The organism is Erwinia pyri (genome assembly GCF_030758455.1).
Lineage (GTDB): Bacteria > Pseudomonadota > Gammaproteobacteria > Enterobacterales > Enterobacteriaceae > Erwinia > Erwinia pyri.
In genome coordinates this window covers 1,459,861-1,478,739 of record NZ_CP132353.1, presented here as the reverse complement: position 1 = coordinate 1,478,739, position 18,879 = coordinate 1,459,861, and the positions used below count along the sequence as shown (strand labels likewise).

Sequence of the window (18,879 nt, the reverse complement as noted above, 5' to 3'; positions counted from 1 at the left end):
CCGTGAGGCACCTTTCATATATTAGTTATAGTGGTCATTCTTTACGCAACGCTTACGTGCCAGGCGTCTTGTCTGATTATTGTAAACGCCTGCTCTACTGCTCAAACAGTTAATCTCCTCTTAACTTTATACTGCCTGCACGAGAATTTCACCTCCCGTGCAGGGAAAGTCTTTGTTACACCACGTGAACCTGCAGATTATGCTGCACCAGCACGTCGCCCAGCGTATTGCCGGAAGAGAGCGCCGAGTTGTGGTAAACGTCAAATGTCTGTCCATCCACTGTACGCTGCCCTGCTGTTGCCCAGATCCCACCATCGCCGTTAGCCAGCATGACCTGGTCGCCCAGCACCCCTTTAATCATCAGATCGCTGGCCTGACTGTCGGTAATGTTCAGCGCTTCGTTGAGATCCAGCTTCACGCTGTTGGTACCGGCTTTACCCAGGTCGATGATTTCGATGTGCTCAACTTTCAGCCCCAGCGAGGTAAGATCCAGAGTCATGTGCTCACCATTCAGCACCAGCGTATCCGTACCTGCACCGCCATCGATGTGGGTAAAGTCCAGCGAATTCACCGTTACCGTGTCGTTGCCGCTGCTGCCTGTCACCGACGAACCTTCCACTGTATGCCCATCCGCCAGGGTGATAACCACGCCGCCAATGGTATAGGCGCTGTCGTCTGCCACGGCAGTCGCTGCAGTGACAGTTGTAGTGTCGCTGGCTGAAACAGCAGTGGTGCCGGTATCGGTGCTGCTGATATCGTTGCCTGTTACCAGCGTTGAATCAACAGTTAAGGCGTGCACAACAGGGGTAGTGCTCTCCTCACTGTTAGTTGTGTTCGTAGAAGCCGCTGCCACGGTGGCGGAATCATCCGCCGCTACTGCCATCAGCACTGAAGCTGCGGCAACGGAAGAGCTGGCAACAGGCAGCACCGAACCAAGCAGCAGCGTGTTGCTGGTTGATGCCGGGTTACCCGCCGCATCCACCGCCGTTACCGTTACGATGCTGTTCAGGCTGAGTGCGGTCAGCAGTCCTCCGGTGAACTTCACGCTGTAACGACCCAGCGCATCCGTGGTGGCCTGCTGCGTCTGGCCGCCCAGCGTAACGTTCATCCGGGTTCCCTGCGCCAGATTGAGCGTTCCCCCGGAGATGGTCAGCCCGGTCACCAGCACGCTGACCAGACTCAGCACCGGATCCACGCCGATCGCAGGCAGATTATGCGTCACCGCCGTAAAAGTATTGCTGGCGGTAGAGACGTTTCCTACCGCATCCGTCACGGAGACCGTCACGGTGTGACTGCCATCGGCGATGCCTTTCAACGCGGCAGAAGGGACGGTAACGCTCCATGCGCCGTTCGCGCCCACCGTGGTGGTGTAGATGTTGCCCGCCACGTTAACCGTCACCGCTCTGCCTGCCGCATTGGTTGCGGTGCCGCTAATTGTTTCCGCTACGTTGGCTTCGCTAAGGTTAAGATAGTGGTCACCGCCAAACACAGTTGAGTTGGTCACCGTCACCGTCGGCAGAGTATGCGTACCGACCAGTACCGTGGTATTGGCCGTGCCGCTGTTGCCCGCCGCATTGGTCAGCGTGGCGGTAACGGCATCCGTGCCATCCGGCAATGCAGCCAGCGTGGCGGCCGGAACCGACACTGTCCAGGTCCCGTTGGCAGCGACGGTCGTGGTCAGCGTGGCGGTACCAACGCGAACGGTGATGGTTGATCCTTCGGCATTGGTAGAGGTACCGGTAATGGTTTGCGCACTCAGCGCATCCGATGCGCTGAGCAGGCCATCGCCAAACACGCTGGAGATAGTCACCGTTGGCGGCGTCTGGGCAATAACGCTTACCGAGCCGCTGCTGGTGGCGGCATTGCCATAGGCATCGGTTGCGGAGACGTTGACTGCCAGCGTACCGTTCGCCAGCGCGGCAAGATCCGCTCTCGGCACGCTCAGGCTCCAGGCCCCCGTACTGCCGACGGTAGTGGTATAGCTCCTGCCGCTCAGGCTGACGGTTACCGTGCTCCCCGCTGGCAGATTGGCCGAGCTGCCGCTGATGGTTTGCGCGGTGGTCAGGTCGGCTGCGCTAAGCACTCCATCGCCAAAGACGGTGTTCAGCGTCAGCGTTGGCGTGGTATGGATACCTACTCTCAGCCCTGCGCTGGTGCTGGAGACGTTACCTACGGCATCCGTTACCCGCACGCCGACGGTAAGATTGCCGTCCAGCAGCGTGCCCAGAATATCTGGTGCTACCTGGGCACTGAAGGTACCGTTTTGCCCTACCGTTGCGGTCACTGTGGTGTTACCGATATTGATAGCCACCGTCGAGCCAACGGCTGCGTTTCCGCCCACCGTACCGCTGATGGTCTGAGTAACCAGCGACTCCACCAGACTCAGCACGCCATCACCAAACAGCGGGTTCAGGGTGATGGTTGGTAGCTGCAGGCCCACCAGCGCGGTTGCCGAGGTGCTGGTAGTGTTGCCGGCGCTGTCCGTTACGCTGACGCCCACGTTGAGATTACCGTCGCTCAGCCCCTGAAGAATGGCCGGAGAAAGCGCCAGGCTGAAGGTGCCGTCCGCCAGAGTAGTGGTGACAAACTGCGTGGTGCCAATGGTCACCACCACGCGAGCACCGGCACCCGCATTGGTAACCGTGCCCCCGATGGTCTGGCCCAGCACTGCATCCGCCAGGTTCAGTAAGCCATCGCCAAACAGCGGGCTGACAGAAACCGTGGGGGCGGTAAGTTTGACCACGGCGCCCAGCGAAGTGCTGGCGGTGTTCCCAGCCGCGTCGGTCAGGCTGGCACCCACGGTGAGATTACCGCTGCTCAGCGTCCCGAGAATATCCGGGGTCAGAGTAGCGGTGAAGGCGCCGTTTGCCCCTACGGCGGCATTCACTTCTGATGTCCCTACGGTCAGCCGGATAATCGTGCCTGCTGCGACGTTGTTTACTACGCCGCTGATGGTCTGGTTAGTTAACGCATCGGCAATATTCAGAATGCCGTCGCCAAAGATGGAGCTCAGACTGATGGTTGGCTGGGCAGTAAAGATGCCTACCGTGGTTGAGGTGGAGGCGGTATTGCCCGCCGGATCGACTACCGTGACGCCAAGTGAAAGGTTACCCTGGGTCAGGGCGGCCAAATCCAGCGCAGGAATGGTGACATTCCACTCTCCCCCTGCCCGCAGGGTGGTCTGGTACGATTTCGACCCCAGCGTCACGGTGACCCGGGAACCGGTGACGCCATCGATGGTGCCGCCAATGGTCTGCGCGACGGTGGATTCTGCGATGTTCAGCAGATTGTTGTCGCCAAAGAGATTAGTCAGCGCGCCGATGACTGGGTTATCAAGAATGGTGGTGACGGTTTCACCCAGGGTACGGCTATTTCCGGCCGCATCAGTCAGGACGAGGTTAAGCGTGGTGTCGCCAGGCTGTAATGCTCCCAACAGGCTTGGCGGGACTACCAGCGCAAATGTCCCATCCTGATTCACATTCGCGGTCAGGGTTGTCTGGCCCAGAGTCAGAGCAACAGTCGCTCCGATCCCCGCTGAGTTCACTACCCCGGAAATCGTCTGCGCAACGGCGGTATCTGCCGCATTCAGGAAGCCATCGCCAAAGATGGTGAGGGAATCAGTGACAAAATTCAGCGCCGCGTTCACCACTTTATTGACCGTCAGCGTGGCATCGGTCTGGTTGCCGGAAGGATCGCTGACGCGCAGGCCAAAGACCAGCGTACCGTCGGTCAGGCTGCCCAGCACCTCTGGCGACAGAGCAATAGAGAAGGTACCGTCGGCCTGCACTACCGCAGTGGCGATTGGCGAACTGTCTCCCAGGTAGAGGCCGATGGTCTGGCCCTCTGCTCCCGAGGCGGTCCCGGTCACCAGCCTGGTGGTGAGAATGTCGGTGGCATTCAGCACATTATCTTCTACCAGCGCATTAACCTGCAGCAGCGGCGCGCCAGTATCTACCGTTATCGGGAGTGTTACCGTGGTCACGTTGCCTGCCGCATCGCTGAGGCTGGCAGTAATAGTGTGTCCTTCATTGGTTAAAGCCTGCAAATCTCCCGACGGTACGGTAACAGTCCAGGTCCCACCGGCCTGTACGATGCCGGTATAGGTTTTACCATCCAGCGTCACCGTAACCGCCCTGCCAACTTCACTTTCTGAAGCGGTACCGGTGAGGATCTGCGCCAGGGTGATTTCGCTGCCGTTCAGGATATTGTCGCCAGCAAAGGCGTTGATTGTCAGCACAGGCACCACGCGGTCGACCACAACCAGCTCACTGGAGGTGAGGTCGGCCGTCCCGTTACTGACCAGCGTTGCGGTTACAGTGTGCGTTCCATCCGCCAGCGTCGCCGCGGTATCAGGGATCGTCACTGTCCAGTTGCCACTCGCGGTGGTAATGGAATAAGTGCCCACAACCACGCCGTCAACACGTACAGTAATATCACCCGTTACTGCCCCCGCCGCGCCTGGCAGGTTGGCAAAGGTTCCGCCCACCGTCAGCGTCGTCCCGTCCGTGCTGTTGACAATGTTGTCATCGGACACCGGAGCAAGCGTAAGCAGCGGCGTTTCCGGAGGCGTCAGATCAATAGCGACGTTAGCACTGGCCGTGCCGATGTTCCCCGCCACGTCCGCTACGGAGACGCTGATGGTTGCCGCGTTGCTGCCAGCTGCCAGCGCCGTCATCGCCGCTGGCGTAACGTTTACCGTCCAGCTACCGTCCGCCTGCACCACGCCGGTCAGCGTTGAGGTGCCTAAGGTCACGGTAACCAACTGGCCTGCGCTGGCACCAGTTGTGGTGCCGCTCAACGTCTGGGCCGTGAGGCTTTCTACGTAGGTCAACGTATTGTCGCCGGTAAACGGCTGCAGGGTAATGGTTGGCGCAACCGTGTCCACAGTAAAGCTGCCAGCTATGGTGGCACTGTTGCCAGCCACATCGGAAGCGACCACAGAGACGGCTTTTACCCCCTCTCCCAAACCAGTCAACTGAGCGGGGGTAAGATCAAGCGTCCAGCTTCCGTTGGTGGCGACGGTAGCATTGAAATTGTTACCCCCAATCGTCACCTGAACGGTTTGTCCCGCGCCGGTCACGCCGGTGCTCCCGGTGAGCGCTGCGCCTGCCGCAAGTTCTGTGCCGTTCAGGAAGCTGTCAACAAACGGCGTGTTCAGGGTGGGTACCGGTGCGCTCAGCGCGGCGGTAAAGTTCAGCCCTTCCGTGGTGGTATTGCCTGCCGGATCCGTCACCGTCACGTTGACGCTGTGCGTACCGGAAGCCAGACCCGAAAGCGCGCCCGCCGGCAGCGTCACTGACCAGCTACCCGTTGCATCGACCGTGCCGGTATAGGTCACCCCGGCCAGGTCGATCCTCAGCTGTACGCCCTGATTCGCCCCTACAGCGCCCGTGGTTCCGGTCAGCGTTAACGCGCCGGCAGCTTCGGCAATATTCAGGAAGCCGTCGCCAAACAACGTATTAATGGTGGGATCCGGGGCAGTGAGCAAGGCGGTAAAGCCGGAAGTCACCGTATCGCTGTTGCCTGCGCTGTCTGTGGCCGTAACGGAAACCGTATGGCTGCCGTTTGCCAGCGCCTGAAGCTGGGCTGGCGTCAGGTTCAGCGACCAGTTGCCGCTGGCATCAACCGTTGCCGGCACCGCCGCGTCACCGTTAAAGCCGCTGATGGTGACGTTAACAAGCTGGCCTGCGCCAATTTTGCCGGTTGTTCCGCTGAGCGCCTGTCCCGCAGCAGCAGCGGCTTCAGCAATACTCAGCAGTCCATCAGCAAACGGCAGGTTGATACTGACGTCTGGCACATTCTGTACCACTACCAGCAGGCTGCCGCTGGCGGTGCCAGCGTTGCCCACGCTGTCTGTGGCCGTGACCGTAATCGGCCAGTTGCCATCCGGCAGGGTGACCAATAGAGAGGATGGCAGGGCCAGACTCCAGCTTCCGGTCGTCTCATTTACCGCGGCCTGATAAACCGTGCCGTTGACGTTAACGCTGACGGTCTGCGCCCCGATAATACCGGTGACGCCAGTCAGCGCGCCATCTACAGCCGCTTCCGCAGCGTTCAGCGTGCCATCCGTAAATGGCGTGACCAGCGTCGGTGCAGGCAGCCCGGTAACAATAGCGTTGAAATCAAGCGAATCTGAACTGCTGTTGCCCGCCCGATCCGTTACCGTCACATCAATCGTGTGGGTGCCGTTACCAAGCGTTGCTGCCAACGCTGGCGTCAGCGTGGCGCTCCAGTTACCGTTGGTGCCCACGGTTGCCGTGACAGGCTCACCATCAATAGTCACCGTCACGATCTGGCCCGCTCCGGTGATACCGGTGGTGCCACGAATGATCTGATCCACCCCTGCTTCAGCGGCATTAAGCGCGCCATCCACAAACGGCGTGGCGATGGCCGCATCAGGGGTTATATTTTGCAGGATCTCCACGCTGCCGCTCACGCTGGCCGGGTTTCCTGCCGCATCAGCCGCAGTGACAGAAACCTGCAACGCGCCGTCAGCCAGAGCGGCAAGCGCGCCTGCCGGGAAGGTGGCGCTCCAGGTACCATCGGCCAGTACGGTGCCGGTGACGCTGACCGTACCCACCGTAACCTGCACCGCAGTGCCTGCGGTGAGATTGGTCGCCGTTCCGCTAACAACCTGCTCCGCCGCGGATTCTGCCGCATTCAGCAGCCCATCGACAAAAGGCGTGGCCAGCGTAAGAACAGGAAGCGTGTTGACAGCCACGCCTAAATTCACCACCTCAGAGTTAATATTGCCCGCGGTATCGGTGACAGAGACGCCCACCTGCGCCTGACCGTCAGGCAACAGCAGCAGGTCGCCAGAGGGGACAGTCAGGCTCCACGTTCCGCCAGTGCCAACAGTTGCGGTATAGGTTTTGTCGTTGAGCGTGACGTTGACGGTGGTATTGGCTTCAGAAGTACCGCTAACCAGCAGCCCGTTCAACGCTTCCGCCAGGTTCAGAATGCCATCTGCGCCCGCACCTAACGCCACCGTGAGGAGTGGCGAAGTGGTGTCCACGCTGAAGCTTTCAGTAGCGGAAGCGGGGTTGCCCGCAACGTCGCTGCCGCTGGCCGTGAGGCTGTTGGCTCCCTGATCCAGTGCCTGGACAGCCGCCGCCGGAACGGTGGCTGTCCAGTTGCCGTTGGCGTCTACCGTCGCGGTATAGTCAGCCCCGTTGAGGCTGACCGTGATGTTATCACCCGCCGCGATATTCTGGCTGGTTCCGGTGATCTGCAGGTCGCTACGCGACTCCTGAAAATTAACTGCACCATCGCTGGTCACCGGATCAACAGTGATGACAGGCAGATCGGCCGCCTGAGCAATCACGGTAACCTGATGCGTGGTGCTGGCAGGATTGCCGGCGGTATCCGCTACAGATGCCGTCAGGGTTTGCGCCCCGTCGGCAAGCGCGCCAACGTTGGCGGCAGGCACCACGGCGCTCCAGCTGCCGTCCGCCTGAACAACGGCGGTGTAGGTAACATCGTTCAGGGTAAGGGTTACCGTCTGCCCTGCAGCGACGTTAGTGGTGCTCCCCGACACGGTCACATCGGCACGACTTTCCAGCGCGTTGATGTAGTCATCCCCGGCTACCGCAGCCACGGTGATAGTGGGCAGGTTTGCCAGTGAAGCATTTACCGTTACGGTCAGCGTATCCGTAGTAATGTTGCCCGCGCTGTCCGTCAGCGTGACGGTGACCGGATAACTGCCATCTGCCAGCGTTTGCGTCACGCTGGAAGGCAGATCCAGCCGCCAGCTGCCATCGCTCTGCACGGTCTGCTGATATGTCTGGCCGTTAAAGCTGATGCTTATCTGCTGACCCGCTTCGCTGACTGACGCCGTACCGCTGATGGAAACAGGCTGCAGAATTTCGGCAGCGTTAATGATGTTGTCCCCGGCAACTGGCGTCAGCGTCAGCGTTGGCGAAACTGTATCCACGGTGACTGTGGTGCTGATTTCGCCCGTATTCCCCTGCGCATCCGTAGCGGTAACCACCAGCGTTTGTGCGCCCTGTCCCAGAGCCTGCAGAGCTGTACTGGCGACCGGTAGCGACCAGTTGCCGTTAGCATCGACGGTGGCGGGATAATCCTGCCCGCCAATATTCACCACTACGCTCTGACCCGCCCCGGTGGCGCCCGTGGTGCCGCTGAGGGTTTGCGTGGCTGCTGCTTCATTACCGTTCAGATAACCATCACCGAACGGCGTGGTGATAGTCGGCTGCAACTGTTCGGTCGCTACCGTCAACTGGACCGTTTCGGTCGCGCTGTTGCCTGCGGCATCACTCAGGCTGACGGTGAGCGGATAAGTGCCATCCACAGCCTGTGCAAGCAGACCAGCCGGCAGCTGCAGCGTCCAGTTGCCGTCAGCATCCACAGCCGTGGTATAGCTCTGCCCGTTAACGGCCACAGTAACGAGCTGCCCTTGCTGAGCACCGGTGCTGCTGCCGCTGACGGTGATCTCCCCGGCGGCTTCCCCGGTATTGACCACATCATTCCCGGCGATCGGGTTCAGCGTCAGCGTTGGCGCAACGGTATCCACAAAGAGAGGAATAGCGAGCGTATTACTGTTTCCGGCTGCATCGGTCACGGTGACAGGCAGCGTTGAATCGTTCTGCGGCAGCGCCTGAAGCGCGGCGGCTGGCAGATCCACACTCCAGTTGCCGTTGGCATCGACGGTGCCGTTATAGGTTATGCCGCCTAAGACGATCGCCACCGTCTGACCATCGCCCGTTACGCCAGTGGTGCCGCTTAACGTTTGCGTCGCCTGAGCTTCCGTACCGTTCAGCACGCCATCCGCAAAAGGTATATCCGCCGTTGCCAGCGGCAGAGCGCTGACGTGAACGCTAAGCGCTCCCCGGCCGGTAAGAGTCGTACCGGTATTATCCACCACGCTGGCGCTCAGCGTGACGGTGCCATCCGGGATGCCTGCCAGTGCTGAGGCGGGAATGATGGCGTTCCAGAGGCCGGTAGCGCCCACCAGAGCGGTAAACGTCTGGCCATTAAAGGCCACGGTGACCGTACTGCCCTGCGCAACGTTGAGCGTGGTGCCGGAGACAATCAGATCGTCAAGCGCCTCGGTGGCGTTGAGATAACCGTCACCGCTCAGCGGATCGAGGCTGATGCCGGATGCTGCGCTGTTCACGGTGATCTCGCGACTGGCCGAGGTCGGATTGCCCGCCACATCACTCACCGCCACGTTAAGCGTGGCGGTGCCATCATTCAGCGCGGCTAAATCGGCTGCAGGCAGGCTGATGCTCCAGGCTCCGCTGGCCGGAACCAGCGTGGTGTAGACCTCACCATTTAGCGTCAGGGTGATTGTCTGCCCTGCTTCCACATTGGTGGTTGAGCCGCTGAGCGTCTGCGCGGTTTGCTGCTCTGCGCCATCAAGGATGTCATTTCCGGCGAAGCTATTAATCGTCAGCGTTGGCAGCGACGCCGCATCAACTTTGACCGCCAGTGGGCGATCGATTGACGTACTGTTTCCTGCCGCATCGGTAGCGGTGATACTCACTGTGTAAGTGCCGTTGGTCAGCGTGGCGAGATCGGTCTGGGGAACCGTCACGCTCCACTGGCCGTTATCGCCAACGGTGGTGGTGTAATCCCTTCCATTCAGCGTCACCACTACTGTGGCATTGGCGTCACCCGTTCCGGTAACCGGCAGCGCCGCGCCCTGTTCCGCCGCATTCAGGATGTTGTCACCCGCCAGCGCAGCCACATCTACCGCAGGCGGTAGCGTATCCACGTTCAGCGTGAGGTCGCCTGTGGTACTGTTTCCTGCCGCATCGCTGATGTTAACCGTGGCGATGGTGTCTCCCTGTGGCAGCGCCTGCAGGACGCTGGCCGGCACGCTAACGCTCCAGTTGCCGTCGCCGTCCACGCTGCCGGTATAGGTGGTGCCATTGATCACTACGCTGACGATCTGTCCGTCGCCGGTAACGCCCGTGGTACCGGTTAAGGTCTGCGCCACGCCCGCTTCCGCCGCATTTAAGGTGCCGTCAGCGAAGGGTTGATCGGTGGTCAAAGCGGGCAGATCGGTAACGGCAACAATCAGGCTGGCACTGCTGGTTACTGCATTGCCCGCAGCATCGCTGCCGGTTACCGTAACTGTTAACGGGCCATCGGGCAGAGCCAGCAGAGCGGCTGAAGGCACGCTGACGCTCCAGCGCCCATCAGCCCCTACGATGGCGGGGTAATTAACCTGATTCAGCGTCACCGTAAGTTCGCTGTTTTCCGGCACGTTGAACGAAGAGCCGCTTAAGGTAAGGTCGGAGCCCGCTTCCGTCAGGTTCAGATAGCCGTCGCCGCTGACGGGATCAACCGCCAGCGCGCTCAGCGTTGTATTGACCGTAAAATTGCCGTTAACGGTAACAGGATTTCCGGCGGTATCGCCGACCGTTACGCTGTAACTCTGGCCGCCATCCGCCAGCTCAGCCAGTGCCGCTGCAGGAATGCTGACGCTCCAGGCACCGCTCGCCAGAACCACGCCGCTATAGTTAACGTCATTTAACGTTACGGTGACAAATTGTCCCGCCTGCACATTGGTGGTGGTGCCACTAAGCAGCTGATCGACCTGCTGTTCTGCGCCATCCAGCACATTATTGCCGGCAAAATCATTTAACGTCAGCGTTGGCGAGGTCACCACTACGGTAAGCGGTGCCGATTGCGTGGTGCTGTTGCCCGCCAGATCGGTTGCCACTACGTTCAGGGTGTAATTGCCGTTGGTCAGCCCGGTCAGCGCGTCCGCCGGAATAGCCAGCGTCCACTGCCCATTCGCCCCCACGGTGGTGGTGTACTCTGTGCCCTGGAAAGTCACGGCGATCGCAGCGCCATTTTCCCCTGTGCCGCTAACGGTCAGAGGCAGCTGCTGCTCAGCCGCGTTGAGCACGCCCTCCCCGGCAATCGGATCCACGCTAAGCGCTGGTGCCGAAAGATCGACAATCAGGCTGCTGTCGCGAGTGGTGGTATTACCTGCGGCATCCGCCACCGTTACGGTGACAGGATAGGTGCCATTAGTCAGGTCACCTACGGCAGCGGCTGGCACGTTAACCGTCCAGTTGCCGTTACCGTCAACGGTAGCCTGATAAGTCGTGCCGTTCAGTGAGACACGCACGCTATCGCCCGCCTCACCAGTGCCAGAGATAGCCAAAGGCTCTCCCTGTTCCGTACCATTCAACTGGCCGTCGCCGGCAATGACGGCAATAGTCAGCGCTGGTGCGGTGGTATCCAGAGTGACAGGGTGCTGAACGGTAACGGCAGGGCCTGCGACAGGCGTGCCGGTTACCGAGAGCGTATAATTGCCATCCGCCAGCGCAGTCACCACGTTGGCAGGAATAGTGGCGCTCCAGAGACCATCAGCCCCTACGGTTGCCGGATAATCAACGCCATTTAAGGTCACCGTGACTATGGTAGTCGCATCCCCTACGCTTCCGGTCACGGTAAGACCCTGCTGCGCCTCCGCAGCATTGATTAGATCGTCACCCGCTACAGTGTTCACAATAACGGTAGGGTCAACGAATGTCTGAAGTGCGACCGTGGTATCGCTGGTATCGCTGTTACCTGCCGGGTTGGTGACCACCACGGAAACGGTGTTATCACCTTCTGTGAGATTACCCAGCGTGGTTGCCGGAACGGTAACGCTCCACTGTCCGTTGTTGCCAACTGTGGTGGTGTAAGTTTGCCCGCCCAGCGTGACCGATACGCTGTCGCCAAGCGTACCTGTCCCGGTGATTTGCAGCGGCTGGCTCTGCTCAATCCGGTCAATAATGTCATCACCGGCAATCGGATTTACGGTGAAGAGCGGTGCAGCGGTATCCACGCTCAACGGCACGGTTTGCGCCGTAGTATTGCCAAAAGCATCGGTCGCGGTGATGCTCAGTGCCTGTGCACCCTCCGCCAGTTGACCGACAATCTCTGCCGGAATCAGCAGGCTCCAGCTACCATCCCCGGCTACGCTGGCCTCATAACGGGTGCCGTTAAGCGTTACGCTTACCGTATCGCCAGGGGTAACGGTACCGCTTAGTGCCAGTCCGCCGCCCTGCTCATCCGCATTGATAATATTGTCGCCCCCCGCCACATCGCCCAGCGTCAATGTCGGTAGCGTTGACGCCACGGTGATGCTGGTTGGCGGCGTAAGGGCGGCGGTATTGCCTGCAATGTCGGTGACGTTAACCGTTACCGTTGAGCTGCCCTGCGGCAGCGCCTGAAGAACGTCTGGGGAAAGCGGCAGCGACCAGATGCCAGAGCTGTTTACCGTTGCGCTATAATCCGTTCCGCCAATGTTAACCGTAACGGTCTGACCGTTGCCGGTTTGACCCGTTGTACCGGTTAGCGTCTGCTGTACGCCTGCTTCGGCATTGGTCAGGATGCCGTCGGTAAATGGCTGTGTCAGGGTAGGACTCAGCGTGGGATCGGCCAGAACCGTCAGCGAGGCCTGGTTGGTCACGGTGAGACCGCTTTCAGCCGTTACGCTGACCGTGGCTGTCTGCCGGCCATCGCCGAGATCGCCCAGGTTTACAGCCGGAATGGTGACTGACCAGCTTCCGTTGGCCTGCACTAAACCGGTATAGGCGATGCCGTTAAGGGTGAAGGTGACCGTACTGTTTTCTGCCACGTTAGTAGTAAAACCATTGACCACCAAATCCTGCCCCGCTTCCGCAGCATTGAGATAGCCATCGGTGCTGAGAGGTTCAACAGAGATGCTGCTCGCGGTGCTGTCTACAGTGAAGGTTTTGGTAGTGGTACTGCTGTTTCCTGCCAGATCGGTGGTGGTTGCCGTCAGCGATTGTGGTCCGTCACCGAGGCTGCCCAGTGCGCCCGCAGGCACGGTGACCTGCCAGCTGCCGCCGGAGAGAATGGTCGTGGTGTACTCAGTACCGCCAATTGTCAGCGTCAGCGTCTGCCCGGCTTCCACATTGGTCGAGGTGCCGCTGATGATCTGCTCTGACTGCTGCTCTGACGCATCCACGATGTTGTTGCTGGTGACGTTGGAAACCACGATGGACGGCGGCGCTTTATCGACCACCACCTGCGAGCTAAGGGGAGTGAGATTTCCTGCAGCATCACTGGCGGTGACGGTGAAAGGCTGCACGCCGTTGACAAACGCTTCCACCACGGTAGCAGGCAGAGTAAGCATCCACTGACCATCTGCCCCTACCGTAGTGGTGTAAGTGCGGTCATTCAGCTCCACGGTAATGGTGTTGCCGATCTCTCCCGTGCCGGTCAGCACCAGCGGCTGGGTACTTTCTGCCAGATTGAGGTAGCCATCGCCAGAGACAGGATCAATAGTGACTGGCGGAGGAGTGAGATCCACCTCCAGCGTTCTGATGGTGCTGCTCACGTTGCCTGCTACGTCTGTAGAGACAACCTGCACCTGATTAAGCCCTTCACTCAAAGCCTGTACGGCTTGCGCAGGGACCTCAATACTCCAGCTGCCACCTGCTCCTGTTGTCGCCATATAGGTGACATTATTCAGAGTCAGGCTGATCCGATCCCCTTCCGCGCCGCTTCCTGAAAGCGTCAGAGCCTCGCCATGTTCGGTAATGTTAAGCCGGTTATCCTCGGAAATGGCATCCACAGTCAAGGTTGGTGCCACCGTGTCCACGGTAAAGGTGCTGCCAAGAGAAGTGCTGTTCCCGGAGCCATCCGTTACGGTGACGTTATAAGCGTTACTTCCCTGTGGCAGGGCTTGCAGCACCGCATTCGGTATCGCCACGGACCAGTTGCCGTTGGCATCCACCGTGCCGGTGTAAGTAATGCCACCCAGTACCAGGCTCACGCTCTGCCCCACGCCCTCCACGCCAGTGCTACCGGTCAGGGTCTGATCGGTAAGAGATTCTGTCCCGTTAAGCGTGCCGTCGTTAAATGGCGTATTCACCGTGACGGTAAAGTTTGGATCAATGTTAGCGGTAAGGCTGTGGGTGGTAGTGATGACATTACCATCCCGATCCGTGGCGGTTGCCGTCACCGTAATGTCGCCGTTCTGCACGTTACTGAGCGCTGCGGCTGGCACAGTTACGCTCCAGCTCCCGTCAGAATTGGTGGTTGTTTCATAATTAGCGTTGTTAAAGCGGACCAGGATCCTGGCGCCGAACGCCACAAATCGGCTGTTCCCCTGGATCACCAGGTCATTTTGCGCTTCAACGGCATTAAGCATGTTGTCGTCACTGATGATACCGATGGCAATAGCGCTGAAATCGCTGTTAACGGTATAGCTGCCGGTGGCGGAAGCCGGGTTGCCCGCCACATCACTGACGTTCACGGTGTAGCTCTGCGTGCCGTTTGCCAGCTGATAAAATGCTGTAGCCGGGATCACTGCGCTCCAGCTACCGTCAGCCTGTACCGCTCCGGAGTACTGGGCACCATTCATCGTGACAGTAACCAGTTGACCAGCCTGCACGTTAGTGGTGGTGCCGGTCAGCAGCTGTGAAAGCCCTTTCTCTGCGCCATCCAGGATGTTGTCACCGGTAAACGGCGCAACGCTAATCGTTGGCAGGTCTGCTGCACTGGCGACCACCACCAGCGGAAGCGTGGTGGTGCCGCTGTTACCCGCTGCATCGGTCGCCTGCACGCTGACGTTATAGGTGCCGTCGGCCAGCGCCGTTACTGCTCCTGCAGGTACCGTTACGCTCCAGTTGCCGTCAGCATCTACGGTAGTGGGATAACCTGCGCCATTCAGCGTGACTACCACGGACGATCCCTGCTCCGCCGTACCGGTCAGCGTCAGGGCTGCGCCATGCTCAACCGCGTTAAGATAGCCGTCGCCGGAAACCGGCGATAAGGTAACATCAGGCGCAATCGTATCTTTGCGGATCGGCGTGAACGTGGTGGTCTGGTTGCCGCCTGCATCCGTGGCGGTCACGCTCAAATCATATTTTCCATCCGGCAGCGCCTGCAGCACGGCAGGTGAAACGGCAGCGCTCCAGTTGCCGTCAGCATCAGCGGCGGTCAGCACCGTCACGCCATCCAGTTCCAGCCTGATTAAGCTGTTCGCTTCTGCTGTCCCGCTGACAATCAGCGGCTGATTCTGGGTATCATTATTAACCGCGCCGCTGTTATCCCCCACCCCAGCGACGGCAAGGACGGGAGGCGTGGTGTCCACCACGAACGGTGAAGTGGAGCTTACGCTGTTCCCCAGCGAATCGCTTACCGTCACGGTTACGTTGGAGGTGCCTTCCTGCAGGGCCTGCAGCTGTTCAGGCAGCAGCGTCAGCGTCCATGCCCCTGAAGAGGTGTTCACGGTAGCGTTATAATCCACGCCGCCAATCGTCACCGTCACCACCTGATCGGCATAGGCAACGCCAGAGGAACCTGACAGGGTCTGCGGCGCGGCTGTTTCCTCTGCGCTGAGGATGTTGTCGCCAAAGGGCGCATTAACAACAATGTTGTCCGGGAAGGTGGTTCGCACCTGCAGATCGCTGGAAGAGGTCACCGTGGCCCCGTCCGTTCCCGTGGTAGAAACGGTTACGGCGTAGCTGTTATTCCCGAGGCCAGTGAGCGCGGAGGAAGGAACGGTTACGCTCCAGGTTCCGTCCGGGCCAACGGTAGTGTTATAGGTCACGCCGTTGAAAGTGACCGTCAGCGGCGTTGCTGCCGTCACGCCCAGGCTGGTTCCGTTGATCAGCAGATCGGACTGCGCCTCAGTGGCGTTCAGGGCGTTATCACCGCTGACAGGATTAATATTGAGCGAACCGGTATTGGCTACCACATCGACCGTAAAGGTGCCCGTGGCCTGACCGCTGTTGCCCGTGATGTCCTGCACCACCACGGTGTAGTTTTGTGCACCGTTAGCCAACCCGCCCAGTACCTCAGCGGGCAGTTCAATACGCCACTCCCCGCCAGGCTGAACCAGGCCACTGTAGGTCGTGCCATCCGCCAGCGTCAGCGTCACTTCACTGCCAACCTGCACGCGTAGTGTGGTGCCGGTCAGGAACTGCGTCTGCGCCACTTCCGCGCCGTTCAGCACATTGTCGCCGGTCAGCGGGTTAACCGTGATGGCTGGCAGATTGGCAGGTTCGGTGATGAAGGTAACGTTGGTGTAATCCTGTGAACTGTTGCCCGCCGCATCAGTCGCAACGACCGTCACGGTATAGCTGCCATCGGTGATTGCGGCCAGCTGATCGCCGCTCAGGGTGGCGGTCCAACGGCCGGTAACCGGGTCCACGGTCGCAGGCAGGTTGATACTCTGCATGGGATCCAGCGTATCCAGCCGGACGATAACGGTACTTCCCGCCTCGGTCTGGCCGGTGAACACAACAGGAGAGCCTTTCTCACTGGCATCTACATAGCCATTACCGGAGACGGTTTCAACGGAGACTACCGGAGCGGTGGTATCCACAGCCAGTTGTGCCGCTGAAGAGGTGGTGCTGTTACCCAGGGCATCGGTCGAGGTTACCGTAACGGTGTAATTGCCATCGGTAATGCTCTGCAGGTCAGAGGCTGGAACATTAACGCTCCAGGTGCCGTTAGCATTAACGGCAGTGGTGTAAGTGACGCCGTTTAAGGTGACGGTGATGCTTTGGCTGCCGTTGCTGGTGCCATTAATGGTCAGAGGCTCATTAACATCATTCTGATTTAACAGGCTGTCAGAGAGCGACACGGTCAGAGCAGGCGGTGCAGTAATAACGTTCACTGGAGTGGTAGAGGTGGCAGCGTTACCTGCCGAATCCGTTACCACCACGGTGATATTATTACTGCCCTGCGGCAAATTCTGTAGTCCGGCAGGTGGCAGGCTCACGCTCCAGCTGCCGTCTGTGTTAACCGTTCCGGTATATTCCGTTCCACCTACGGTAACCCTAACGGTTTGCCCTGCGCCCGTTGTCCCGGTGTTACCGGTCAGCGTCTGTCCGCTGTTAGCTTCATTGCCGCTGAGTACGCCGTCACCAAACGGTACGTCAATGGTAGCGTTGGGTGCCGTAGTCTGTACGTTAAGCGCAACGGCAGAGCTGTTTTGGATCACGGTGCCATCAGCAAGCGTAACGGTGGCTGTTACCAGATTTGACCCCTGAGGCAGCTGTTGCAGATCGGCGGCAGGCACGGTTGCGGTCCAGCTGCCGTTTGCGCCGACCGTGGCGCTGTAGACCTTGCCACCCAGCGTCACGCTAAGCAGGGTTCCGGCAGGCACACCCGTGGCAAAGCCAGAGATGGTCAGCGGAGACTGTGATTCGGTAGCATTAAGCTGACCGTCGCCGCTGAGGGGGCTGATACTGATACTGCCGACTGAAACAGGCTGGACATCGAAAGTGTGCGTGGCTGTGGCGGCCGTTCCGGCGGTATTGCTTACCCGTGCGGTAATGGTGTTGGTGCCATCCTCAAGCCCCTGCAAAGCCGTTGCCGGTACGGTAATGCTCCAGCTGCCGTTAGCGGCTACCGTCGCACTATAGCTCTGGCCGCCCAGCGTCACGGTAACGACTTGTCCCTGCTGAACGTTGGTGGTGGTGCCGCTGAGCGTCAGGGAAGTTTGTTTCTCAGCACCGTCCAGGATGTCATCACCCGCAAAAGTCCCGATAGTAATCGCAGGCGTACCAGGTTGAGTAATGTCAGCCTGAACGTTGATCACTTCGTTTGAGGTTGCAGTGTTGCCGTCCCCGTTTGTCACGCTCACGCGAATGGTATTATTACCGGCAGGCAAGGTAGCCAGATCGGCCGCCGGAACAGAGACGCTCCAGCTGCCGTTAGCCCCGACGGTTGTGGTGTAGGTTTTGCCGTTCAAAACAATGGTCACGGTGCTGCCGACTTCAGCATTGGTGGTCGTGCCGTTCAGCGTCTGGTTACTGCCCTTTTCCGCCTGCGTCAGGAGATTATCCCCGGTGAACGCATTAACGCTGATAGTTGGGGTTAAGGGCGTAGTTCCTCCGCCATCCCCGTCGCCGCCGTCCCCATCGCCGCCGCCTGGGGTACCATCCCCACCGCCAGCGTTGCCCCCATCATTACCCCCGCCGCCGCCGCCACCTCCTCCGCCAGCTACCGCTCCTACGGCAAGGCCCGCAAGACCAAGCGCACCGATACCTGCTGCGGTAATAACGCCGGTGGAAGCGCCGGTATCTGCCAGCAATAAGGGTTCAATCGAGCCAAGTGATTCATATTCGGGAGTAATGACCATTGCCGTCTGCGCATCGGCAAACTCAGTGGTTACCGGGAACAGGGCATGTTCAGGCGGGTTGACCCCATCGTCAAACACCAGCTCACTGTGGTCACCGTCAACATCATCAAAGAAGAATTGCTGGTAGCGAACGACGTTGCCGTCGCGCATGTGCAGGATCAGGTCATTACCCTGGCGTTCAAAGCCGGTCACCATGTCACGCGTGCCATGCATTTTTACTACGCTGGGCTGGTTCAGCAGGACGTTATGAGACGTGCCCGCATTAGCCTGTGACAGGATTGTTCCATCATCGCGCGAAACAATTTCAACGCGTCCATCATTGAGCTGTGCCATGGGTAACCTCTATATGCACCAAAAAATTATCATTATGTGTTTCGCGCACGAAGATAAAGAAAACCTTTACATTCAGACGCAAAGCAAGGGATAACCAGCCACCGAGAGCGGGCTGATTTTTACCTGGTGCATAACCGCCCCCACGGGGAGCGAAAGAGATTGCTCAGGGCAATCGGATCTGCTGACTCGCTATTTTTTCTAGCTTTTCCTTACCCATAGTAAGAAAGAACCAGCAGCCTCACTTGATGAATACTTATCTGAAAGATAAAAATATTTAATCAAACATGCAACTCTTTAATAAGTTCCGATAGTTATAAAAGCTAAATAATGATTGAGTATCGAAGATAAGGATTTGATTTAAAGCGAGGAAATTTCTTATGCATTTTGCAAGCTTTCTCTTTTTATACCTCCTGAACTGACCATTTATGGCTAAAAAGGCAGCGCTGCCGGGCCAG

General features: G+C 59.1%; 1 protein-coding gene. It reads right to left on the bottom strand.

All coding sequences use genetic code 11. The features are described from left to right. Positions 1-175: 175 nt before the first annotated feature. Positions 176-18,424 carry an Ig-like domain-containing protein gene (locus tag Q3V30_RS06865; RefSeq protein WP_306211649.1) on the bottom strand — a complete coding sequence of 6,083 codons (18,249 nt, stop codon included), beginning with the start codon at positions 18,422-18,424 and terminating at the stop codon, positions 176-178. Between the last annotated feature and the right edge of the window lie 455 nt (positions 18,425-18,879).

Excerpts from the sequence above, each read along its gene's own strand:
- Q3V30_RS06865 (WP_306211649.1), bottom strand. The coding sequence starts at position 18,424 with ATGGCACAGCTCAATGATGGACGCGTTGAAATTGTTTCGCGCGATGAT.